This is a genomic window from Paraburkholderia xenovorans LB400 (genome assembly GCF_000013645.1).
GTDB lineage: Bacteria > Pseudomonadota > Gammaproteobacteria > Burkholderiales > Burkholderiaceae > Paraburkholderia > Paraburkholderia xenovorans.
Map to the genome: position 1 here is coordinate 752,802 of NC_007953.1, position 23,850 is coordinate 776,651.

General features: G+C 59.6%; 16 protein-coding genes and 8 pseudogenes. 13 read left to right on the top strand and 11 right to left on the bottom strand.

Going from position 1 to position 23,850, the window contains the following annotated elements:
* Positions 1–73: 73 nt before the first annotated feature.
* Both BXE_RS45340 and BXE_RS48385 read right to left on the bottom strand, forming a co-directional pair.
* Positions 74–433 carry a DMT family transporter gene (locus BXE_RS45340; protein WP_011493875.1) on the bottom strand — a complete coding sequence of 120 codons (360 nt, stop codon included), beginning with the start codon at positions 431–433 and terminating at the stop codon, positions 74–76.
* 21 nt (positions 434–454) lie between these two features.
* The gene (locus tag BXE_RS48385) at positions 455–724 is read right to left on the bottom strand and encodes a GFA family protein (RefSeq protein WP_407668653.1); all 270 of its coding nucleotides are present in this window, start codon (positions 722–724) and stop codon (positions 455–457) included.
* On the opposite strand from BXE_RS48385, the gene BXE_RS47625 reads away from it, so the two are divergent.
* From BXE_RS47625 to BXE_RS40135, 5 genes and pseudogenes are all read left to right on the top strand, one after another.
* Positions 657–815 carry a hypothetical protein gene (locus BXE_RS47625; protein WP_233518910.1) on the top strand — a complete coding sequence of 53 codons (159 nt, stop codon included), beginning with the start codon at positions 657–659 and terminating at the stop codon, positions 813–815. The genes BXE_RS48385 and BXE_RS47625 overlap by 68 nt on opposite strands.
* A gap of 440 nt (positions 816–1,255) precedes the next feature.
* A complete protein-coding gene (locus BXE_RS40120) occupies positions 1,256–1,705 on the top strand; it encodes a MarR family winged helix-turn-helix transcriptional regulator (RefSeq protein WP_011493877.1) in 450 nt (149 codons plus the stop codon).
* A gap of 30 nt (positions 1,706–1,735) precedes the next feature.
* Positions 1,736–2,044: a hypothetical protein gene (locus BXE_RS40125; protein WP_011493878.1), complete on the top strand. Its 309-nt coding sequence runs from the start codon at positions 1,736–1,738 to the stop codon at positions 2,042–2,044.
* The gene (locus tag BXE_RS40130; protein ID WP_011493879.1) at positions 2,041–3,426 is read left to right on the top strand and encodes a DHA2 family efflux MFS transporter permease subunit; all 1,386 of its coding nucleotides are present in this window, start codon (positions 2,041–2,043) and stop codon (positions 3,424–3,426) included. Before BXE_RS40125 ends, BXE_RS40130 begins: the two co-directional genes overlap by 4 nt.
* Before the next feature lie 289 nt (positions 3,427–3,715).
* Positions 3,716–5,168: pseudogene (locus tag BXE_RS40135) on the top strand (IS1182 family transposase).
* Between the two features lie 350 nt (positions 5,169–5,518).
* Here BXE_RS40135 and BXE_RS40140 read toward each other — a convergent pair.
* Positions 5,519–6,589 (bottom strand): annotated as a pseudogene (locus BXE_RS40140) (IS630 family transposase).
* Positions 6,590–6,668: 79 nt separating this feature from the next.
* A pseudogene (locus BXE_RS47630) lies at positions 6,669–6,818 on the bottom strand (recombinase family protein); the annotation flags it as partial.
* 623 nt (positions 6,819–7,441) lie between these two features.
* Between BXE_RS47630 and BXE_RS40150 the strand changes: the two are divergent.
* The 3 genes and pseudogenes from BXE_RS40150 to BXE_RS40165 all read left to right on the top strand — a co-directional run bounded on the left by BXE_RS40150 (position 7,442) and on the right by BXE_RS40165 (position 11,864).
* Positions 7,442–8,596 (top strand): PAS domain-containing sensor histidine kinase, encoded by a 1,155-nt coding sequence (locus BXE_RS40150; protein WP_011493883.1) that lies wholly within the window; start codon positions 7,442–7,444, stop codon positions 8,594–8,596.
* Positions 8,597–9,036: 440 nt separating this feature from the next.
* Positions 9,037–10,214: pseudogene (locus BXE_RS40160) on the top strand (PHA/PHB synthase family protein); the annotation flags it as partial.
* A gap of 342 nt (positions 10,215–10,556) precedes the next feature.
* Positions 10,557–11,864: an NRAMP family divalent metal transporter gene (locus tag BXE_RS40165; RefSeq protein ID WP_011493884.1), complete on the top strand. Its 1,308-nt coding sequence runs from the start codon at positions 10,557–10,559 to the stop codon at positions 11,862–11,864.
* A 61-nt stretch (positions 11,865–11,925) separates the two neighbouring features.
* Here BXE_RS40165 and BXE_RS40170 read toward each other — a convergent pair whose 3' ends face one another.
* From BXE_RS40170 to BXE_RS40195, 6 genes are all read right to left on the bottom strand, one after another.
* Complete coding sequence (locus BXE_RS40170) at positions 11,926–12,654, bottom strand: Crp/Fnr family transcriptional regulator (protein WP_011493885.1); 729 nt, start codon at positions 12,652–12,654, stop codon at positions 11,926–11,928.
* A gap of 94 nt (positions 12,655–12,748) precedes the next feature.
* Positions 12,749–13,687: a carbamate kinase gene (locus BXE_RS40175; protein WP_011493886.1), complete on the bottom strand. Its 939-nt coding sequence runs from the start codon at positions 13,685–13,687 to the stop codon at positions 12,749–12,751.
* 19 nt (positions 13,688–13,706) lie between these two features.
* Entirely contained in the window at positions 13,707–14,711 is a 1,005-nt protein-coding gene (locus BXE_RS40180) for an ornithine carbamoyltransferase (protein WP_040123684.1), read from the bottom strand.
* A gap of 32 nt (positions 14,712–14,743) precedes the next feature.
* Positions 14,744–15,967: an arginine deiminase gene (locus tag BXE_RS40185; RefSeq protein WP_011493888.1), complete on the bottom strand. Its 1,224-nt coding sequence runs from the start codon at positions 15,965–15,967 to the stop codon at positions 14,744–14,746.
* Positions 15,968–15,988: 21 nt separating this feature from the next.
* Positions 15,989–18,328, bottom strand: coding sequence for an ornithine decarboxylase (speC, locus tag BXE_RS40190; RefSeq protein WP_199577101.1), 2,340 nt, complete (start codon positions 18,326–18,328; stop codon positions 15,989–15,991).
* A 55-nt stretch (positions 18,329–18,383) separates the two neighbouring features.
* Positions 18,384–19,895, bottom strand: a complete 1,512-nt coding sequence (locus tag BXE_RS40195; protein ID WP_011493890.1) for a basic amino acid/polyamine antiporter — start codon at positions 19,893–19,895, stop codon at positions 18,384–18,386.
* 435 nt (positions 19,896–20,330) lie between these two features.
* Between BXE_RS40195 and BXE_RS48390 the strand changes: the two are divergent.
* The 3 genes and pseudogenes from BXE_RS48390 to BXE_RS45045 form a co-directional block, all read left to right on the top strand.
* A pseudogene (locus BXE_RS48390) lies at positions 20,331–20,396 on the top strand (oleate hydratase); the annotation flags it as partial.
* A gap of 30 nt (positions 20,397–20,426) precedes the next feature.
* Positions 20,427–21,180 (top strand): annotated as a pseudogene (locus BXE_RS48395) (oleate hydratase); the annotation flags it as partial.
* A gap of 61 nt (positions 21,181–21,241) precedes the next feature.
* A complete protein-coding gene (locus BXE_RS45045; RefSeq protein WP_011493891.1) occupies positions 21,242–22,399 on the top strand; it encodes an IS30 family transposase in 1,158 nt (385 codons plus the stop codon).
* A gap of 9 nt (positions 22,400–22,408) precedes the next feature.
* On the opposite strand, the pseudogene BXE_RS40210 reads toward BXE_RS45045, so the two are convergent.
* Positions 22,409–22,672 (bottom strand): annotated as a pseudogene (locus tag BXE_RS40210) (transposase); the annotation flags it as partial.
* A 70-nt stretch (positions 22,673–22,742) separates the two neighbouring features.
* On the opposite strand from BXE_RS40210, the pseudogene BXE_RS40215 reads away from it, so the two are divergent.
* Positions 22,743–23,333, top strand: a pseudogene (locus BXE_RS40215) (RES family NAD+ phosphorylase).
* A complete protein-coding gene (locus BXE_RS40220; protein WP_233518937.1) occupies positions 23,245–23,802 on the top strand; it encodes a DUF3742 family protein in 558 nt (185 codons plus the stop codon). Before BXE_RS40215 ends, BXE_RS40220 begins: the two are co-directional and overlap by 89 nt.
* The last annotated feature ends 48 nt before the right edge of the window (positions 23,803–23,850 follow it).

The window sequence follows — 23,850 nt, forward strand, 5'->3', positions numbered from 1 at the left end:
AAAACCGCTGCAGAAGATAGTGAAAAAGTTCCAGCGGCAGCAGCGTCTTACCAGCGGACTATAGTACGGACGGTCATGCACGGCGTCCCAGCATCCACCGCAGCTTTCCGCTCGCCAAAGCTGTTCCGAAAAGCACGATCGCGCAGTCGGCGATCATCACCGAGGTGATCACCTCCCCCAGGAAAGCCGCGCCCCAGATCATTCCAAAGATCGGGATAAGAAAAGTGACAGATGCGGCGTATGAGGCACCGACACGCTCAACCAGCCTGAAAAACAGCACGTACGCAAAGCCGGTACACACCACACCAAGTGCTGCGACGCATGCCCAGGTCGACGGCTCGACGGCGTGCTTTGGCCAAAAGAACAGCGCGAGTGGGGACAGCAAGATTGAGGCAAACAGTTGACTGCCAAAAGCGACAACGAACGGATTCACGCCCTCCAGATGACGAGGTAACTAGGGCAACTGAGGATAGTGAGGAATTGCCTGACTAAGGCAAACCCATGGTTGCGCACTAGATGTCCAGATATCTAGCATCGGCCGAAACTCCGAGGGATTGTCCAGGGTAGAGAAACGGATGGACATAACTTCTGGAGCCGTCTCGCCACGCGTGAACAGAGGGGAGCCGCAATCGGCGCAAAAGCTGCGAGTCGCGAGCATGCCACTGCCAGCACGAACCGAACATATCCTCGGCGTGCCGGTGATCGTCATGTCCGACACCCGCACGATGAAGCCGGAAGCGAAAGGAGCACCTGAGCGCTGGCAGTCCTGGCAATGGCAGTTGAGAGACGCAACTGGCGCGCGCGAGCATACATAGCGAATCGATCCGCATGCACACCCGCCGGAAAATGGAGCAGTCATATTGCTGTTTCCCCCTGCCGCCTGACTCGTTTTCACTGGCATTTGACCGATGCCCCGCCGGAAGCTTGCTATTTAGCACCCGCCTTACCGCCCGCGCAGTGTAGCGCCGCCGACATCACAAGGCAAATGGCCGGTTTCCATCTCGCGGACGTCCGGTTAAGGCAATCTTGACTGCCCGCTCCCGGTCGACTGCCGCCCGGCGTGGTCGTCGCCAGTCGGCCAGCATCTGCCATTTGCCGCCTCCCTCGATGGGACTTTCGAGCGTCTATTTCACACCGAAAATCAGCCGGACGACGATCCGACATACGTTCCGGATGAATGCACGCGTTGTAGCTCGCGTCCGCAATTAGACAGGTAACCTTGCAAGGTTTATCTGTCTTGATTTACGCTTCACGCATGGCTCCCTCTCGCGCATCCACTCCGCCGCTGGAATGCGCTGTCTCCGATCTAACGCTGGCTGTCGGCCAGCTTTTACGTCGGCTGCGCAGCGCCAATCCCGGCGGCCTGAACCTGTCACAGTCCGGCGTGCTCGCGCGGCTGGAGCGTGAAGGCCCGATGACTACCGCAGATCTCGCGCGCGCCGAAATGATGAAGCCGCAGTCTATGAAAACCATCCTTGCGGGCCTCCAAGAAGAGGCATGCGTCGAGCGCGAGCCGCATCCCACGGACCGCCGTCAGATCCTGTTTGCGATCACGCGCAAAGGGGTGGACGAACGCAAGCAGCGCACGGCGGCCAAACGTGAATGGTTGCTGGCGAAGCTCGAACAGTTTGATTCGCAGGACGTCGCGACGCTTGCTGCGGCCATTCCACTCATCAGGCGGCTCGGCGATTCCACGCTTTCCTAGCTTTTCCGGCTTTCCTTGAAAGGACGAATCATGAGCTTCGTTGCGATCTTTTTCGCGGGTGCCTTCCTGTGCAACGCGATGCCGCATCTCACCGCAGGTCTGCGCGGCGAGGTGTTCCCTTCTCCGTTCTCGACGTCGCATGGCAAGGGGCCGTCCTCGCCGCTGGTCAATTTCCTGTGGGGCATGCTGAACGCATTGATCGGTCTGGCGCTGCTGGTCCACCATCCGTTCGCGCCCGGCGTGAACGTTGATAGCGCGATGCTGCTCTTCGGCGTGCTGGTCATAGGTGTGTTCACATCGGTTCATTTCGGCCGTGTGCGTCGCGAAGGTTCGTTGTGAGCGCGGCGCAACGCGATCACCTCGACCCGCTGGTCTGGAAAATCACGACCGTCGCCGTACTCGGCTCGCTGCTCGCGCAGATCGATGCGACTATCGTGAACGTATCGCTGTCGAATCTCGCGCAGGATCTTCATGCCACGTTGCCGGCCATTCAGTGGGTGACGAGCGGATATCTGCTCGCACTCACGCTGGTGCTGCCGCTCAATGGCTGGCTGATCGACCGGATTGGCGGCAAGGCGCTCTACCTCTGGTGCTTCTCGTTGTTCACGCTCAGTTCACTGCTGTGCAGCCTTGCATGGTCGGCTGACGCGCTGATCGGCTTCCGTCTGTTGCAGGGCGCGAGCGGCGGTCTGCTCGCACCGATGGCGCAGTTGATGATGAAGCGCGCGGCGGGTAACCAGTTCACACGCGTGGCCGGCTACGCGACAGTGCCGATCCTGTTGGGGCCATTGCTCGGGCCGGTGATCGCCGGCGTCATTCTTCGTCATGCGTCATGGCGTTGGCTGTTTCTCGTCAACCTGCCGGTCGGCGTGCTGGCGCTCGTGTTGTCGATGCTGTTCCTGCCCGACGATCGTGAGGATCTTCGGCCGCGCGAGCTGGATTGGCTCGGTCTGGTCCTGCTGTCGCCTGGACTCGCATTGATATTGTTCGGCGCAGAGCGCGTCCGGCAGCATGTGGGCATCGTAGCGATGGTTGCGGGCATCGTCCTGCTCGTCTTTTTTTTGCGGGTGGAAGCGCGCAAGGCTGAGCGGGCGCTGATCGATCTGAGCCAGTTTCATAACCACACGTTCGCGGTGGCGGCGGCTGTGCAGTTCCTGTCGAACGGTGTGATGTTCGCAGGGCAGATGTTGATTCCGCTCTTTCTCATCCAGGCGTGGGGCCGTTCTCCCGTTGAGATGGGCTGGCTGCTCGCGCCGCTCGGCCTGGGAATGATGATCGCGTTTCCGCTGCTCGGTTTTCTGACGGGGCGCTTCGGCGGTCGTGCGGTCGCGACCGGTGGCGCGTTGCTGTCGCTTGCCGCGACGTTGATGCTGGCGTGGCTCGCTTCACGTCCGCTGCAGGTGGCAACGCTCGTGCCGGCGCTGTTCGTGCGCGGCGCCGGGCTCGGAGCGACTGCGCTGCCGGCGATGTCGGCGGCCTACGCGTCGGTCGAGCAGCGCAATCTGCCAATGGCGACCACGACGCTCAACATCCTGCAGCGGCTCGGTGGGCCGACCTTGACGACGCTCTGCGCACTGGTGTTGGCGGAGTTGCTCGGCGCGCACCCGACGCTTGATGGGTTGAACGCGTGGGAGGTAACGTTTCTGCTGCTTGCCATGCTGCATGCGTTGATGGCGGTGACGGCGGTGCGGCTGCCGGGGCATGTGAGCGGGAGAGGATGACGCGAGAGTACGTTTTTCGAAAGTGGATCTGGCGCGATGATCAGCGGCCCGTTCGGCGCATTCGCGCTGGCCTCTTGATCCCGTTGTTTCGACACTTCAACGGCCCGCGTTGCCTCTCACAACGGCCATACGCTTCCCGATGTCCCCTTAGGGTCGACTTGGGCCTGATATGGGCGCATCGCTGTCGGCCGGTTTGTGCATTTTTCATCGGACGGGGTTCGGCCGAGGCTGTGTAAAAAACTCTAATGATCGCCTAGACTGAATCAACCTGCTGGAATGAGAGGCGCAGATGGGGCGATTTGTCGAAGGTGCGCAACGCAGTCAGACGACACTGCTGCCGGAGTGTCTCGATGACTTTATCGCTGAAGGTAATCCTGTGCGGATTGTCGACGCATTCGTCGAAGAACTCGAACTGGCATCCCTCGGATTCGACGGAACAATGCCCGCGAGCACAGGGCGACCTTCTTACCACCCCGCAGTGCTGCTCAAGATATATATCTACGGTTATCTCAATCGGGTGCAGTCTAGCCGACGCCTGGAGCGGGAGTGCCAGCGCAATGTTGAATTGATGTGGCTGACCGGCCGGCTTGCGCCAGACTTCAAGACGATTGCCGAGTTCAGGCGAAGCAATGACGAAGGCATTCGCAACGTGTGCCGTCGCTTCGTGATGATATGCCGGGACCTGAAGCTGTTCACACAAGCGGTCGTCGCCATCGACGGCAGCAAGTTCAAGGCTGTCAACAGCCGCGACAATAACTTCACGCCCAACAAGATTGCACGACGTCAGGAGCAGATCGAGCAAAGCATCCAACGTTATCTGGACGCGCTGGAGACCGCCGATCGCACCCCAACCAGCCGAGGTAGAAGCGAAGACTGAACGGATACGGGAGAAGATCGAAACGTTGCGTGAACAGATGCGTGATCTGAATCGTGCTGCTGAGCTTCTGAACGATCTGCCGGAAAAGCAGATCTCGCTGACCGACCCGGACTCACGCTCAATGATCTCTCAAGCCAAGGGTACGGGCGTGGTTGGCTATAACGTTCAGGTCGCCGTCGACGCCCGGCACCATCTCATCGTTACCCACGAAGTCACGAATGTCGGCAACGACCGGACGCAGTTGAGCCCAATGGCCAAAGCAGCGCGCGACGCGATGGGCAAAAAGAAAATCAGGGCACTGGCAGACCGTGGATACTTCAGCGCACCAGAGATCAAGGCATGCGACGACGCGGGTATTGCGGCCCTCGTGCCCAAATCACAAACCTCTGGGGCAAAGGCTGACGGCCGCTTCGACCGGGCCGACTTCATTTACATCGCCAGAGACGACCAGTATCTGTGTCCGGCGGGGCAACGCGCGATATACCGCTACACGTCGTTGGAGAGTGCCAATCTGCTGAAATTGCGGACCTACTGGAGCAGTGCCTGCCCACACTGTCCACTCAGAAAACAGTGCACGCCGGCCCCGTATCGGCGCATTCGCCGATGGGAACACGAAGCGGTACTCGACAGAATGCAACGCAGACTGGATCGTCAGCTTGACGCGATGACAATACGGCGACGAACGGTCGAACACGTGTTTGGCACGCTGAAGCACTGGATGGGCTCAACCCACTTCCAGATGCGCAGGCTTCGGAACGTCTCGACTGAAATGAGCTTGCATGTGCTGGCGTACAACCTCAAACGCGTCATGAAGATCCTCAGATTTGCAAAGACACTGCGAGCGATGAAGCTAGCAGGCGCGTAATCTCACAGCTGCCTATGCTTGCTGGCGTGGCGCAATCAGTTCAGTCGTAGAAAGCACGAAGCTGCGAAGGCGCAGCCTCACCAGTCGCTCGACAGACTGCCGGCTCACGCGTTTTTACACGGCCTCGGCCATGAGCGGTCGATCACCTGTTGGCGCTTGACGACCGCTTCCGGGCTGCGTTGCGGTCGTTCGATACTTTGGCGTCAAAGATCGTGTGAGGGATTGGGCGGGGTGCTACGAAAATGCCCCCGCCCCTACTGCTTCTTGCATGGAGGCTACGGGACGACCTTGGCATCATCAGACATATTTCACCCGAGGTTCATATGGGAAGGAATATTGCTCGTAGATGTTTATACCCGTGCGCAAAACCGTTCGAGGCTAGCGAGAATTTCATCGGCTGACTTGCTCCAGACGAACGGTCGGGGATTCGCGTTATTGACGTCGAGGTAATGCCGGATCGCTTCTTCAAGCTGCCGCGTCGATCGATGCGTGCCACGTCGGATGTATTTTTCGGTAAGCGTAGCAAACCAGCGTTCCACCTGATTGAGCCACGATGCCGACGTTGGGGTGAAGTGAACATGGAACCGCGGGTGTCGAGCGAACCAGTTTTTGATAGAAGGCGTCTTATGCGTGCCGTAGTTATCCATCACCAGATGAACTTCCAGATCGGCGGGCACGCAGGCCTCGATAGTGCGCAGGAACTGCAGGAATTCACTGCTGCGATGGCGACGGTGCAATTCACCAATGACTTCGCCAGTGGCAATGTCCAACGCGGCAAACAAGGTGGTGGTGCCGTGGCGCATATAGTCGTGAGTACGGCGCTCGGGAATGCCAGGCGCCAACGGCAATATGGGCTGCGTATGATCGAGGGCCTGGATCTGGCTCTTCTCGTCAACACACAGCACCATCGCCTTGAGTGGCGGATCGAGGTACGGGCCGACGATGTCGCGAACCTTGTCGACGAACAGCGGATCGCTCGAAAGTTTGAGGTTTCCTGCCGATGCGGCTGCAGGCCGAAAGCTCGCCAGATTCGCGACACCGCAGTCTGCGAAAGACTCGTCTCCCGAGCCATCGTGAGCGTACTCCAGTGCGTTGCTCCCGCAGGTAGGGACTCCAGTGTCTTCGCGATCACGGCATCAACGTGCGCGTTCCTCGATCGATCTGGGTGCACCCGGACGCGGTGCGTCGAGTAGACCATCGAGCCGGCGCGTCACGTAGCGCGCACGCCACTTCGAGACAGTTTGCTCAGTAACGCGAAGTTTCGCCGCGACCATCTTGTTGTCGATGCCCCCGGCACAGGCCAGCACGATCCGCGCTCGCAGTGCCAACGCCTGAGCCGTCTTGCGACGCATCGTCAGGGACGTGAGTTGATCGCGCTCCCTTTCACTCAACACAAGTTCTGCCTTCGGTCGCCCGCGCATTGCCGCCTCGTCATGTTCGTGCTTCACCAAACACTACTACAGGCGACAATTTATTCAATGAATTTCTAACTCACAACACTAGCGCGTCATCAAGTCCAGGGCAGGAGAACGTCGCGCCCGACATACCGTGATCAGAAAACAGCAGATCACAACCCGCCTTTTTTAGCGCGTCGATCTGCAGATGCAGGTTCTGCTCTTCCGTCGATACGCGTGCGTAACCGATCTTCATGTAACTGAATTCCTGGGTCTGCGGAAAGGCGTGAACATAAAAACCAAAGACCCGGAATCCGCCTTGCCTTGCACTCGACATTGACAGAAAGGGTCATTTCCATCCGGCACCTCTTTCAAAAAAAAAGCCATGTTGCTCAGACACTTGAATCTCGATGACAGCAGTCAAATGAAGCGTAGCACAACGGACCCATCCCACCCTCAGTTGTACTGACCAGATACCTTCCTGTCCGGTACTACCGCATGTTTAAACGGGCCCGTTTGCTCTGCAAGCGCTCTGGAATATGGCTTGTCCCGATGCTCGGCATCCAGGCCCGGGCGGGCGCTATTGTAGTGACGATTACCGGTACGCGCTGCGATAGTACGTCTCTCCTACCCCTTGCTGCCGCGGGTGAGACGCGACGTCAGGCACCACACGGATTGGCCCTTCATGCCATGGGGCCAATTTTGATCCGAATCAATGTTTATCCTAGTTTCATGCAGCGACAATGGTATTCAGAGCAGCCAGACCCCGGTGAAATGCACCCGGGTTCGTTGCGTCCACGAACACTGGATGCTCACCTGCCGTTACACGGGCCTGCCTTTCCGTGTCATGCCAATCGGGCTTTCGGATAGGAGAAGAAAATGAAGGACGAGGTAGACCCAGCGCGGAGCGGTATCGTATCCAGCCGACCGCATTTTCCGAGCGACGAGAGCTTCCGGTTACTCGTGGAAGCCGTCGATGATTACGCGATCTACATGCTGGACATGTCGGGCAAGGTCGTGAACTGGAATGCAGGCGCGCAAAGGATGAAGGGGTACTATGCTGACGAAATCATCGGCCAGCACTTCCGCGTGTTTCACACACCCGAGGACATTGCGGCGGGCCAGCCCGACTCGCTGCTCGCTGCGGCTGCGGCGGACGGCCGGGTCGCCAGCCAAGGCTGGCGGGTCCGCAAGGACGGCTCGAAATTCCGGGCCAACGTGGTCGTCTCCGCCATCCGTACGGCCTCGGGTGAGTTGTGTGGTTTTGCCAAGGTGACGCAGGACCTGACTGAACAAAATCGCCTGGCGGAGTTCGAGCAACTCAGACGGTTGGCGACCCATATCCAGGCTACACGGGAAGAAGAGCAGATTCGCATCGCGCGCGAACTTCATGACGACCTCGGTCAGCAGCTCGCGGCGCTCAAGATGGCGCTCGCCGACCTTGAAACCATCCTCCGTGACAACGGAGCGATCGCTGCGCTGACTTTGACGCACACGAAGGACATGCATCATCTGATAGACGTGACCGTCGCCTCGCTGCGGCGGATTGCGGCTGGCCTGCGCCCGATCGTGCTCGAGACGCTGGGACTCGTCCCAGCGCTCGAATGGCTTATCGGAGATTTTACGCAGCGCTATCACATTGACGTCAATGCGCGGATTCAGACCGATGACATGAACGTCAGCGAGGCAGCCAGCGAGGCTCTGTTCCATATCATCCAGGAAGCGCTGACCAACGTCGCCCGACATGCGCATGCAGACGAGGTGACGGTGGAACTGGCCCGCGGTGGCAGGACATGTGTCTTGCGTGTCGAGGACAACGGACAGGGAATGGCGTCGGCGACGCTGCCGCGGGAAACCTCGTTCGGCCTGCTTGGCATGCGCGAGCGCGTTCACCGCCTGAATGGCTCGCTATCAATCGACAGCACACCTGGCTGCGGTTTCCGTATCGCCATCACGTTCCCCCTGGAGACGCTTGAGCGTGTGCCTCCCGGCCGTCCCGGAACTTCCGCGCCTTCGGTCTCGCCGTCATACTGAACGGCCTGGAGCTACGCTCCCGGTCATCCCATCACTCGCCCTGGTTCTTCCAACGTAGCGTTTCCGCTTCGGTCATGCTCAAGGCCCACGACAGGTCGATGACGATCCCACCGGTTTTAAAAAGCCACACGGCGATTTCAAGAAAACAGGCACGACGCAATATCTCTTCGAGACGAGGGACTGCGCGCGGTCCCGCCCTGATACACCCACCCATGGGCGATTGATATAGATCAGCGGTATCGATTCATCAACCCGCTACAGTCTTTTTGCGCAGCGCACCATCGCATCATTGATACGCAAATACCACGCCCTGGAAGGCGTATGAGTTCCGGTTTTTCATGCGGTAACCCGGTTCTGTCGCCGACGTGTGTCTGGACAGTTATCGGAACAGCCACGTCAGCCCGTTGCCAGCAAAGCGCAACACACCCGAGGTAAGTCAGATGGACATCCGTACGACGCCCGTCCCTGCTCAAAACGCCGTGCTCGCCGACGGCCCGTACATCGCGGCATCCCCAGCGCCTTTCCGTGCACTGGACCACGCGAAAGAAGCGTCGATTGCGCGCATGACAGCTGGTCTCTCGCCGACGGCGCTAGCGCTCGCGGTCGCCGACTGGCGTATCCACGTTGCGGCCGCACCCGGCAAACAGCTGGAACTGGCGTCGCTCGCGCTGCTGAACGCAAGGCGGGTCGCCGATTATATGGCCCATGCGTTTCTCGGACTCTACGCTGCGTCCCTCGTCGAACCCTCCCGCGGGGATGACCGCTTTCACGCCGACGTATGGCAAACCGGAGCCTTATCGGCTCTGGCAACAGACGTTTCTTTTCGCCGAACAATGGTGGAACACCGCCACCCGCGACGTGCCGGGCACAACGCGTCACCATGAAGACGTTGTCTCGTTCGGCACGCGTCAGTTGCTCGACATGTTCGCGCCCACGAATTTCCTGCTCACCGATCCCGACGTTTCCCAGCGCGCCGTTTCAACGTTCGGCATGAGCCTGCTTGAAGGCGCGCGCAACGCGCTTGAAGACGCCGGCCACCAGGCAAAGGGCCAGCCACCGGTAGGCCTCGATCAGTTCAAGGTCGGCGTCAATCTCGCCGTGACGCCAGGGCAAAGTCGTCTTTCGCAATCACCTGATCGAACTGATCCAGTACAGCCTCACCACCAGCAAGGTACTCGCCGAACCGGTGCTGATCGTGCCTGCGTGGATCATGAAATACTACATACTCGATCTTTTGCCGCATAACTCGCTGATCCGCTAGCTGGTCGAACAGGGCCATACGGTGTTTCGCATCTCGTGGCGTAATGTCGATGCCGAAGACCGCAATCTCAGCCTCGGGGATTACCGGCAACTGGGCGTGATGGCGGCGCTCGATGCCATCTCCGGCATCGTCCCGGATCACAAGATCCATGCAACGGGTTATTGCCTCGGCGGCACACTTCTATCGATCGCCGCAGCGGCAATGGCAGGTGCGGGTGACGACCGGCTGGCGTCCGTCACGCTGTTCGCCGTCCAGACGGATTTCACCGAGCCGGGCGAATTGCAGCTTTTCATCGACGACAGCGAAGTCTATTTCCACGAAAGCATGATGTGGTCGCCCAGCCGAGCATCTCGTCACGATCGAGGGGATCGGCCGGATCGCCGCCGTACTGGCGAGCGAGGCCGGCATGACGCTGACTGGCTCGACGATCTATGCCGATGCAGGGTTTCATATAAAGGCCTGAGCGTGGCGAGCGCATTCATACATTTCCATGCGATGCGCCCATGTTATTGTTCGTAGCAGAAAGGAATGCGCGTGTGTGAGGGTTCCCTCCCGAAACCGGTTCGCACGACATCCCTGCTCCATTTATCGCGGAGTTCTGTGCCTGAACCGGCAGGAAATCGCCGCCGGTGACACCCGGCACAAGTCCCCCGTGAAACACGGAGCGCGAATGAAACCTATCTGACCCTGCGCGCCCCCATGGACAACGTGTCTCGAGAGACTGATCCCAATGCCGCCGATCCGGTCGTCGGCCCATCCAAACCACGACTTCTGGGCGTTTTAGGTCCTGGGCTCATCACTGGCGCCTCCGACGACGATCCGAGTGGCATCGCCACCTATAGTCAGGTCGGTGCCGCGTTCGGTTATGGACTCTCGTGGACCCTGCTGTTCAGCTATCCGCTGATGGTCGCGATCCAGATGATCAGTGCCCGAATCGGCCGCACCACGGGGCACGGCATTGCCGGCGTGCTGCGGCGACATTATCCGAACTGGCTGCTGCAATGGGTGGTCGTGCTCCTGCTGATCGCCAACGTCATCAATCTGGGCGCCGACCTCGGCGCCATGGCCGACGCGATGGCGCTTCTGCTGCCCGGACCAAAATGGCTGTATGTGCTGTTTTTCTCAGTGATCTGCGTCTGCATGCAGTTGCTGCTGCAGTACACCCGATACGTCGCGGTACTGAAATGGTTCACTCTGTCGCTTTTCGCGTATTTCGCCGTACTGGCGGTGGCCCACGTCGATTGGATTCATCTCGCCAGCCATTTCTTTATCCCTCATCTAAGCTGGACGTCCACGTATCTGACCGCCGTCGTGGCTGTGTTCGGGACAACCATCAGCCCTTATCTTTTCTTCTGGCAATCCGAAGAGGAGGTTGAAGACATGCGGGCCCACCCGCGGCGCCAGGACCTGTTTGACGCCCCGGAACAAGGAACGGCCGCGTTACATCGCATCGAGATCGATACGATGACCGGCATGGGACTCTCCAACCTGGTGGCGCTTGCCATTCTGGCTACCACCGCGGCCACTCTCAACGCTCACGGCATCACCGACATTCAAACCTCGTCGCAGGCAGCGCAAGCTTTACGCCCCATTGCAGGTTCGTTCGCGTCACTCTTCTTTACGACCGGGATCGTCGGGACCGGACTGTTATCCGTCCCCGTGCTGGCCGGTTCAGCCGCCTATGCAATCGGTGAAGCGCGTGACTGGCCGGTCGGGTTCACCCGCAAGGTGCAGGAAGCCAAGGCCTTCTATGCGACGATCGCCATTGCTACCCTGATCGGCATGATCGTCAACTTCACCTCGATCAACCCGATCAAGGCGCTCTACTGGAGCGCAGTGATCAACGGCATTGTCGCCGTACCGGTCATGTTCGTCATGATGCTGATCGTGGCGCGCGTGGACATCATGGGGCGTTTCGTCGCCCGCGGCTGGCTGCGTATGCTGGGATGGCTTGCAACGATCGTCATGCTGGTCATCGCCCTGGCTATGCTGGCAACTTCGTTCTGACCGCGCTGGGGTTCCTGAGGACGCTCACAGATGAGATGAAAGTGCCGGAACAGCGACACCCCTATTCCTGAGCTGCCAGTTTGCGAAGCTTCGCCGGGTCGAGTACTTCTATCAAACGCGTTCCCTTGCGTCGGATCACACCCTGCGTTTCAAGAAAACGCAAGGCACGACTGACCGACTCAACCGATAAAGCAACATAATCCGCGATATCGTGCCGTGCCATCGGCAGTGTCACCTCGCCCTCGATCCGTCCCGGGTCGGCATAGGCGCGCTGGATCCAGAGCAGAAAGCTTGCAAGCCTAGCCGGAGCGTCATTTTTCGATACGGTGATCGTGTGATGCTGTGAGCGCCGCAGTTCGTGACACAGCTTGCAAAGCAGGCCAATGTCGAGATGCGGATCGCGCTCGAGAATCGCCTCGAGCGCGTCAACCGGAATCCGGTACGCAACCAACGGCGTCAGCGACTGCGCAGTCGCCACATAGGCTCCGTTCATGCTGAGCCCCATTACATCGCGCGGAAAAAGAAACGCGGTGATCCGCCTTTCGCCGTTGGCAAGAAGCTGATAGGTCTGGGCGACACCGCTGACGATGTTATAGACAAACCGAGCCTCTCCGCCTTCCGGATAAAGTACCGTGTGGCGCCGGACACTGACAAGCCGCGATACGTCGACCAGGGCGTCCTGCTCGGCGACGGAGAGCAGTTCCACCGCAGTCCCATCGCCATCCTTCTGAAACGGTGAGGCGAAGATCGACGGTCGATAACGCGCCGGCTTTGACGGTTCATCTTTCATGGGGAGTCTGTTCTTTGACGTTTTCGTCTAACTGCCACATCGGCGGTATCGCAAGCATAACTGGATGAAGCAACATCCGGCGCAACAGCGGCGACTACCCGTCTGGCTCGCCCTTGACGATTCCGATCTGATCGCAGGTAATGGTCGTGCCGGCGGTTCCGGCGATCAGGCGATCGATATCGGCAAGCGCGCCGATCACTGCACGGTGCCCCGTGCGTCTGGCGAAGTCGCATGCCGCCTCGACCTTCGGCCCCATCGATCCCGCCGCAAAACCCAGCGCATCGAGCGCGTCCGGACTGGCTCGCCGTATCGGCCGTGAAGCCGTCGTGCCCCAATCGACGTACACGCTACTAACGTCCGTCGCGATCACGAAGAGGTCCGCCTCGATTTCCCGCGCCAGCAGTGCGGCGCTGCGATCCTTGTCGACCACAGCCTCCACCCCGCGGCGGCCGTCCTGCTCTGCGACAACGGGGATGCCGCCGCCCCCTGCGCAAATCACAATGGCGCCACGTTCCAGCAACCAGCCTACCGATTGGATCTCCACGAAGCGGACCGGCTTCGGACTCGCCACGACGCGCCGGTATGCCGGACCATCGGGTGCCATCGTCCAGCCCTTGTCGCGGGCAGCCTCTGCCGCAGCCTCTTCGGTAAATACAGCACCGATCGGCTTGTCCGGGTGATCGAATGCGGGGTCTTGCAGATTTACCTCGACCATCGTGAGCAGCGTGGCGCACGCCCGCTCCTCGGAAAGCAGATTGCGCAACTCCAGTTCGAGCATATAGCCGATCATGCCCTCCGTCTCGGCGTCAAGCATATCGAGCGCAAAGCGGGCGGCCTGTGGCGCACTTTCGGCTTGCGAGGCCAGCAATCCGACCTGTGGCCCGTTACCGTGGACGATCGCCAGATCGTTTCCTGTCGCGGCCTTCGCCAGCTGGGCGGCCGCCAGCCGGACGTTACGCTGCTGGGCCTCGGCACTGACCGGCTCACCGCGCCTGAGTAGCGCATTGCCGCCGAGCGCTATGACGATTCGCATCGAGCGTGTCCTTTTGACGTTAGCCGGTGAGCGTAGCGACCAGAATCGCCTTGATCGTATGAAGGCGGTTCTCCGCCTGCTCGAAGACGATCGAAGCGTCGGATTCGAACACGTCGTCGGTCACCTCGACGCCGTTCGGGAGCCCATATTGGTCAGCAATCTGCTTGCCGACGTGGGTGTTCGAGTCATGAAACGCCGGCAGGCAATGCATGAACTTCACCCGCGGATTACCACTTGCAGCCAGCAGTGCGGCATTCACCCGGTACGGCAAAAGCTCCTCGATCCGCGCGCCCCACTTCTCGAACGGCTCGCCCATCGATACCCATACGTCGGTATAGATGAAGTCGACGCCTTTCACGGCCTCCTCCGGCTTTTCGGTCAACGTCAGGCGCGCGCCCGTCGTGGCCGCGATTGCCCGGCACTGTTCGATCAGTTCATCGTGCGGCCACAGGCAGCGCGGAGCACACAGGCGGACATCCATGCCGAGCTTGGCGCCCACAATCATCAGCGAATTGCCAGTATTGTTGTGCGCGTCGCCTATGTAGCAATAGGCGATGTCGTGGATCGGCCTGTCGCTGAACTCGTGCATCGTTAGCACGTCGGCCAGCATCTGCGTCGGGTGGAACTCGTCAGTCAAGCCGTTGTAGACAGGCACGCCGGCATACTTCGCAAGCTCTTCGACGATCTCCTGACCGAATCCACGATATTCGATCGCGTCATACATGCGGCCCAGCACCCGGGCGGTGTCCTTCATCGATTCCTTGTGGCCGATCTGCGAGCCGTTCGGGTCGATATAGGTGACATGGGCGCCCTGGTCGTGCGCCGCCACTTCGAATGCACAACGCGTGCGCGTCGAGGTCTTCTCAAAGATCAGCGCGATATTCTTGCCGTTCAGGCGGGGCGTTTCGGTTCCGGCATACTTGGCGCGCTTCAGATCGCGGGACAGGTCGAGCAGGTAGCGAATCTGGCGAGGCGTATATTCGATCAGCGTGAGGTAGCTGCGGTTGTGTACGTTGAACATGATCAGGTCCGTTAGTATTGGATGGCGGGCGAACGTTAGATGGGAATCGCATCCCGTTCGATCGGACAACTCAGGCAATGGCTGCCGCCCCGGCCCCGGCCGAGCTCGCCGCCGGGAATTTCGATGACCTCGACGCCTGCCTGGCGCATCTTGCGGTTGGTGTAGGTATTGCGGTCGTATGCAAGGACGACCCGCCGGTCGAGCGCCAGCACGTTGTTGCCGTCGTCCCATTGTTCCCGTTCGGTCTCGTAGGTGTCGCCCCCCGTAGTCAGCACACGCAGCGAGCCGACGCCCAGTGCTCCGGACACGACGGCGAGAAACTTATCCTCATGGCGTTCATAGCGAATCTGGCCGAGGTCATCTCCCGGATAAAGACTGGTACACCGGATATCGTCAGCCACGTCCGGATAAACGCTCACAAAATCGACATCGAGAAACGAGAACACCGTATCGAGATGCATCGACGATCTCGCTTTCGGAAGCTGGCAGGCAATCACCCGCCTCGCGCCGTTACCGGCAAACAGGGCTCGCGCCACCTGGGTCACCGCCTGGGGACTCGAGCGTTCGCCCATGCCGATCAGTACGACGCCATTGCCGATCGGCATCACATCTCCGCCTTCGAGCGTCTCGACCCCGAAGTTTGTATCGGGGCCACCCCACCACGTTCTGACCTTTCCCGCAAAGCGGGGATGAAACGCATACACCGCCGCGAGCAGCAGGGTTTCCTTACGTCGGGCCGGCCAGAACATGGGATGCAAGGTCACGCCGCCATAGATCCAGGCGCTCGGATCACGCTGGAACATCAGGTTGACGAGCGGCTGGATTACGAACTCCGAGCGCTCCAGATAGCCGCCGAACAACCCCCGTGCATCGAATGGCAGTTCAGCTTTTGCCACACCGCCGATCAACACGTCAGCGAGTTGCTGCGCGGGCATGTCCTCGAGCCACAGCCGTAACTCGCGCAGCATACCCGTCCCCACTTCCTCCTCGACGATGCGCCGGTTGAGAATCCAGTCGCGTGCGGTTGTGTTCAGACAGACTTCGGCCAGCAGATGATGAAATTCAAGCACCTCGATGCCCCGTTCGCGCAGCAGGCGGGTGAACGTCTGATGGTCCTCGATTGCCTTGTCGACCCAGATGACATCGTCGAACAATAAGGCGCCGCAATTGGCGGGCGTGAGACGGCGGTGCGCGAGACCGGGAGCACACACCATGACGGTGCGTAGTCTGCCGGCCTCCGAGTGGACGCCTAGCGTCATGGTTGCTTCTCCGGAAATGGGTTATTCGGTCACGACGTAGGTGTAGAGTCGCATGCTTCCATCGCTTTCGGTCTTCCGATAAATGCCCTGAATCTCGTTTTCAAAACCCGGAAAACGGTTGCCGCCGTCCTCGAACATGCGGAAATAATCCAGCATCGGCAACGCCCGCTCGTCATATCTTTCACCGGGTACGATGACCCCGATGCCGGGTGGATAGACCAATGCGAGGGTGGCCGCGATGCGGCCGCGGATCTGATCGATCGGCAACAACTCGACGTTGTTGCGCACGAGTTCATGCATCGCTTGCTGCGGGGGCATCGCTGCTTCAGGAAAATGCGCCGCGCGAAACTGTTCCCGCTGAAGGCGGCTGACGTTTCGCTCCCGATAAAAGTCATGCATCTGCGCACACAACCGCCGCAAGCCGACGCCTGCATAGCGCGCACGATGCGCTGCCACAAATGAGGGAATGACGTCCTCGAGCAACGCGTTGTCGTCGTGTAACTGCTTGAAGCGAACCAGTGCCGACAGCAGTGTGCCGGCCTTCGACGATTCGAGCCCCGGCGTCAGCAGGAAAAGGATGCTGTTCAGGTCATTCTTCTCCGGGACGATCCGCACTTCCCGAAGAAACTCGGCCAGTACCGCCGCCGGAATGCCATGCTCCGCGTATTCACCCGTCTCGCGGTTAAAGCCCGGTGTCAGCAGCGTCAGCTTGTTGGGGTCGGTCATCACGTAGCCCGGGGCGAGTGCCCCATAGCCATGCCATTTCTGCCCGGGAGCCAGTTCCCAGTAACGCGTGCTGGCGGCGAGTTCGTCGGTCGGAATGTCCTCCCAGCGTTCAATCCTGTCTTGTCCCTGGACCACATCCGGTACGAACGGATCAAAAAACCATTGTCGCGCCACGTCCGTTTCCGTCGCTTCATATTCGCGACGCAAGGCGCGGATCTTCTTGCGCATCTCGATACCGAGCTTGATCGTGTCATCCCACAAAACCTCTCCGGAGCGGCCACGCATCATTTGCGCGCCGACATCAAGCGAGGCGAACAGCGGATAGAACGGTGAGGTCGACGAATGCTGCATGAACATCTCGTTGAAACGCCGGTGACTGACCTGCCTGCGTTGCCCATCGAGATGCGCATCCTTCACATGGATCTGGGAGGCCTGCGAAAAACCCGCCAGCTGCTTGTGCGTCGACTGTGCTGCGATAATGCCAGGTGCATCCGCTCCCAGAGCTTCGAGACCCATCGCGAAGTGTCCCTTGAACAGTGGATGGAATTTCATGAAGCCGGCCCATGCTTCGTCGAACATGATGTACTCGCACAGCGGACCGAGCTTTTCGACGAGCATCTGCACGTCGTAGATCGTGCCGTCGTAGGTGCATTGCTCGATGATCGCAACCCGGAACGGCCGCTTCCGCTGCCAGGCTTGCGGGTCCTTGATCAGGGGGTTGCGCCGGATGCTGTCACGAATGCGCGTCTCGTCGAGCGTCTCGAAATCAATCGGGCCGATCATCCCGTGCACATTGCGCACGGTGGGAAGATAAACCGGTAGGCCGCCGCCGAGCAGCAGCGCGCCATGATGAGCCGCCTTGTGGTTATTGCGGTCGAACAGCACGAGGTCGCCCGGCGCAACCAGCGCGGTCAAGGCGATCTTGTTCGAGGTTGACGTGCCGTTGAGCACGAAATACGTCCGCTCCGCGCCGAAGATCCGCGCGGCGGCCTTTTGTGCGGCCAGTGCCGGGCCTTCGTGCACGAGCAGATCGCCCAGTTCGATGACTGAATTATCCAGGTCATTGCGGAATACGGCCTCGCCTAAATGCTTGACGAACGCGCGACCAATCGGGCTCTTCTGGTAGAACACCCCGCCGTTGTGACCTGGGCAGGTCCACATCTGGTTGGCCTGCTCCGCGTAGTCGACCATGGCACCGAAGAAAGGTGTCTTTAACGAATCGGCATAGCTGTGCAGATGACTCACCAGATTGCGGGCGACGAATTCCGGCGTGTCTTCCTCGATGAATATATAACCCGTCACATGACCCAGCACCGCCACCGGAATTTCCTGGAGCAGGTGGCGCTCCACCAGAATGAACACCGGAACGTCTAGGCCACGCTCGCGCACGAACCGTACAAACGCTTCGACCTCGTTCTCCGGTTCGGTTAGCGACCATTCGACGACGATACAACCCACCGATGCGTCGCTGCGAATCGCGGAGCTGGCCTCCGCGGTCTCGGCTGTAATCGTTGTGCCGTAGCCTAGCCGGCCGAGTTCGTCGACGATGCGTTGCAGCCTCGACGAGGGAAGTGTTGGCGGCAATGGCATCGCGCAACAGAACAGGAAACCAAACATCTGGTCGTATAACATCATGATTCCTGGTGAAATATCGTGATCCAACGGGTTATCAGCGGCTAAGCTGAACCGGCTAACTGACCTTGACTGTTCCGCGCGCGAACAGCACGAGCGCGACGACCGCCAAGATCACGAGGATGACTGCGATGACAGCCTCGCGGCGGGTAAAGACCGGCTCACTGGGCGCATGCTCCTTGCGTGCCCACCAGAACACGGGAAACCCGAGCGAGAAGAGGATGGTCGACATCAGGACAAACTGGGGGCCGGCGGCGTAAAGCAGCCATACGGCATAAACTGTTCCGAGCACGCCGGTCCAGATGGACTCACGGGCGGTTTCTCCGGAACTCGTCTCATACTTCGATTGCGACGCATATCGCCACAGGAAAGCCGTACTGGCTAGGTAAGGCGGCAGGATCATGACGCCCGTGATAGAGATCAGCCAGCTCCATGCGTCGTGGGCAAAAAGCACCACGAAGACCGCCAGTTGCATCGTAATGCTCGAAACCCAGAGAGACGGCGCCGCAGCATGATGACGGTTTTCACGCGCCAGAAATTTCGGAAATACGCCGTCTTTCGCGCCTTCGAAGGGCAATTCCGCAACCAAGATCGTCCACGCAAGCCAGCAACTCAGCAGGGAAAGCATGAGAGCCACAGAAATAAACACCGCGCCCCAATCGCCGACGGCCGCTTTCAGCACGTACGCGGCCGAGGGCGACGCGAGCCCGGCGAGCTGCGCCTGATGCATCACGCCAAAAGGCAACGCGGAAAGCAGGAAGTACAGCACCGTGCAGACGACCAGACCCAGAAACGTTGCAACGCCCACCTGCGATGCCTTGCTTGCGCGATCCGATACCACAACGGCGCCCTCGATGCCGATGAACACCCAGAGCGTAACGAGCATCGTGCTCTTGACCTGTCCGAGCATGCTGCCCAGATGCTCCTGCTGCCCCCAGAAATCATAGGAGAACATCCCACCCCTGATTGCCACCGTCATTGCGCACAACGCAATCACAATGGTGCCGATGTTCAGCACACTGGAAACTACGTTCAGGATCGCCGCCCTTTTCACCCCGGACAGCACGACGAAATTCATCACCCAGATCAGCAGCGAGGCACCGATGATCGATGGCCAGTTATTGCCGCTCTTGAAGATCGGGAAAAAATAGCCAACGGTCTGCATAAACAGCACGGCGAACGCGACGTTGCCGAACGCTGCCGATAGCCAGTATCCCCAGGCCATCTCGAAGCCCGCTAGCGAGCCGAAGCCCTCCTTCGCGTACGAATAGATGCCGGCCTTCAGGTCTGGCCGCTTGTCGGCCAGCGTGCGAAAGGTGTTCGACAAAAAGAACATCCCGACGAGGGTAATGATCCACGCGATGACGACGGCGGCCAGTCCCGCACCTTGCGCCATGTTCTGCGGCAGATTGAATGCTCCGCCACCGATCATCGACGCGATAACAACACCCGTTAGAAGAGGCAGGCTAAGCCGCCTGGTATTGGCTTGCGAAGCAGCTTGTGACCCGGGTTTTGAAGCGCCAGAAGGTTGAGCCTGTGTCGTGGCCGACAGTCCGTGCGGTTGATCCATGTCTTTTCTCCGGATTTCTGTTTTGCGTGCGGCAGCACTTCAGGTTCAACCTGCGATTGGGATCCCAGTCTGCGACCGCGATGGCGCCGCGCCGAGACCACTACCTAGAATCCAGAATAGAAGAGCATCGGCCCCGCCCAATTGATCTGTATCAAGCTGCGACAAAGCCGCGCTGCGTAAAGTGGAATCGGTCTCAGACGGCCGAAGATGGCCCTCAGCTCAACCAGCGATCATCGCAACGCGGCAGGCGACGCGCGCGCAAGGAATACGTCCGCAGCCGGGCCAGCAGCCGGCTCTGCTCAATCCGCGTAGCGCGTCTATGCGCCGCGCTTCCTCGCCATGACTACCGACACGCAGAGCACAGCCATAACCCCGAATGAAACGCACACTGCCGGCATAAGTCACATTCGCCGCCGCGCCGGCCATTTTTAGCTCATTGGTGGGGGTATCGCTTCGCTTGCAGCAGCCGCATTTCTGGTCCGGGACGCTGACGTGCGCGGTCATAAGATTACGGTTCCGGAGCAGCTCGACAGTTCATTCTTCCAGACCAACTTCTGGTTCATGTGGTGCACAACCTTCGCCTTCCAGCCCTGGCATAGCGCGATCGATTTCAGACGATATCTGCTGCATTTTTGCGCACATGATCGGCGGGTTCAACCAGTTGCAGGGAATCATGCGCACTGTCTACAACCAGTACGACTCGATGGTGCGCCCGCTGCACAAATGGCTCGACCAGCACGGCGTGCGGTTTGAACTGAATACCCGCGTGACCGATCTTGGCTTTTGCGAGATGGACGCAGCAAATGCGTGGAATGCATCGAATACGAGCGGGAGGGACGCTCCGGAAAAATGAGAGTGAACGAGAACGACGCCATTATCGTTACGCTGGGTTCGATGACCGAGGCGTCCAGCACGGGCGACATGGATCGTGCCCCCGTCCGTAACGGCAAGACCAACGGCGGCGCCTGGACGCTGTGGGAAAGGATCGCCAGCAGCAGGCCGGAATTCGGTCGCCCGTCGACGTTCGCCGACCATATCGCGGATTCAAAATGGGCGTCCTTCACCAATACCCTGAGCGACACGGCGTTCTTTCGTCTCGTGCGCGACTTCACGGGCAACGTGCCAAGGGAAGGCAGCCTCGTGACGTTCGCCGAATCGGGCTGGCTGGCCTCCATCGTGCTACCGCATCAGCCCCAATCCATTGATCAGCCGGATGACGTGGCAAGTCTTCTGGGGCTACGGCCTGTCCGTCGAGCAGCCTGGGGACTTTGTGAAAAAGCCGATGGTAGGTTCAATGGATCGTTGCAACACCTTCCTATTAATATCGAATGAGGGAGGGTTGGCGAATGGCGCAAATGGGACGGCCAGGGTTGCCGCCAGAAGGCAAGTCAGAGGTTTGGCGGCGGTGGCGGGCAGGTGAATCGTTTCTTGGTATCGGAAAGGCTCCAGGCAAGCCTGCAGGCTCGATCTACGGCGTGATCCGACTATGTGGTGGATACACTCCCGTTCCTCGCAAGCGATCGTTGCGCGCATTGACCTTGAGTGAACGTGAAGAGATCTCGCGTGGTGTCTCCGCTGGGCTTTCAATTCGAGCGATAGCCCATCAGCTGAACCGCGCGCCTTCCACGATTTCCCGAGAGATTGCGCGTAACGGCGGAACAGGCCACTATCGAGCTCTGGAAGCGGATGAGCGAGCCTTGCAGACTGCTCTGCGCCCCAAACACTGCATTCTGAAGCAGAACCGGCGCTTACGCTATGCAGTCGAGCGTAAGCTGCGCCGCGAATGGTCTCCAGAACAAGTGAGCGGTTGGCTTAAGAATCGATATGCTAATGATGAAGCGATGCGCGTGTCTCACGAGACGATCTATCGCAGCCTGTTTGTGCAAGCGCGCGGTGTTTTGAAGAAGGAGCTGCAATATCACCTGCGGACCCAACGGAAGATGCGTCACTCGCGCTTCTCTAGCACGAAGGGTGCTCGCAATAAGATTGCGGACGCGGTTTCGATTCACGAGCGACCACCTGAAGTAGCCGACCGTGCGGTGCCTGGCCACTGGGAAGGAGATCTCGTCAGTGGCGCCAGCAATACCCATGTCGCCACTTTGGTCGAGCGGCGTTCGAGGTTCACCATCATCGTCAAGGTAAAGGGAAAGGACACGGTGAGTGTTGTGGCCGGCCTGAAGCGCGAGGTTAAGCGGTTGCCGCAGCATCTACGCAAGTCACTCACCTGGGACCGCGACATGGAGCTGGCGAACCATAAAGACTTCACGATCGCCACGGATGTGAAGGTCTACTTCTGCGATCCACGAAGTCCTTGGCAACGCGGTACCAACGAAAACACGAACCGACTCCTGCGTCAGTACTTGCCCCACGGTACGCAACTTGATCACTACTCGCAGGCGGACCTGAACAAAATTGCAGCACGGCTCAATGAAAGGCCCAGAAAAACATTGGGCTTCAGGTCTCCGGCCGATAAACTACGCGAGGCTGTTGCAGCGACTCATTGAACCTACCGCCGCTTTTTTTGCGATTTCCAGCTCCATCTGCAAGCGCTTGTTCTCCGCTCGCAGCCGCGAGAGCTCCATTTGCTCCGCCGTAACGACTTTCGCCCCCGGACCGTTGAGCTTGCCGGCCTCCGAGGCCTTCAGCCAGTTGCGCAGAGTCTGCGTCGACATACCCAATTCCCGGGATACGGCGCTCAGGCCTTGCCCCTCCTTGACTCGTTGCACGGCGGCTTCCTTGAACTCTGCCGTGTACACCTGGTGCGGTACCTTGAACATCTATGCTTTCCTTCCTTTGGGTCGAGTTTATACGCGACCTGCTGGAAGGCGAAATTTCAGGGGAAGCTCATTGCTCCAGCATGTGAGCCGCGTCGTCTACCGGGATAAGCCGCTGTACTACGGCCGCGACGGCACCAACCGCTATGACGCTCCGACGCGCAACTATGGCGTGCTCTACCTGGGCCGCGACCTCCCCACGGGGTTGATGGAATCGGTGTTTCACAAGCACCAGTGGGACAAGGACACCAAGCGCTCGATCGCGCAGGCGGAAGTCCAGAGCCGGCTGGTACGTGCGGTCGGTGTGCTGGAAGAACTACATCTGGCGGACCTCACGGCCGAAGGTGTGATGGCAGGCTATTTCGGCTTGAATCTGGAGCAGTTGGCCAGCCGTGACTACACGTACACGCAGCAGGTATCCGCCCAGGTGCATGCGCTACTCGGAAAGGATGGACTGCCACTGTTCGATGGGGTGCTTTAGCCATCGCGCAATAACTATCCCGCTGCCAGCATCGCCCTGTTCGAGCGCGCCGAGGCGAAGATCAAGGTCATTGAGGACATCGACCTGGTTGACCATGTGGGGTGGCCCGATTTCGTTTCGAACTGCCGCATCGGCGTTGAACCTGATCCGGGTCCGGCAGATCGTGATGATGACGCGACCTGAAACAGGACGGCGACGCATTGAGGTCACATACGGAACCGATTGGAGCAAGCTGAAGTCGTCCATCGCGCATGCAACAGGTGACGACCATGAACACGAAAACCCGGCACAACAGCAACGCAGAGCAGAGCGCTTCGGCCACTGGCTGGGCGGAATGTGGCGTGGCTACGCGCGCCGCGAGCGGCAGGCCAAGGCCTCGTTGGTCGTTCGGTGCGTGCCATCCGACGGTGCCGTCGCATTGCTGTGGGTCGTCAAGCTCGGCGTGCTCGTTGTCCTGTTCTATGTCGCCTTCTGGCTGGCGCTGCTGATCGTGTTTGTACTAATTGCAGCTTGGCTGGCCCGAAGGCCGACAATAGCGGAAGAAAATGATTTCCTAGGGCGCGAGGCGGAGGAGCGGGATCATCGCGACAGCCTGTTTTACCATCCTGCGTCCTACAACGATGATCCCGATCCGCGATCTGAGGATGATTGAATCTTGGGTCGCTCTATTTCTTCGCTGCGCTGGTGAGCAGACCTGAAC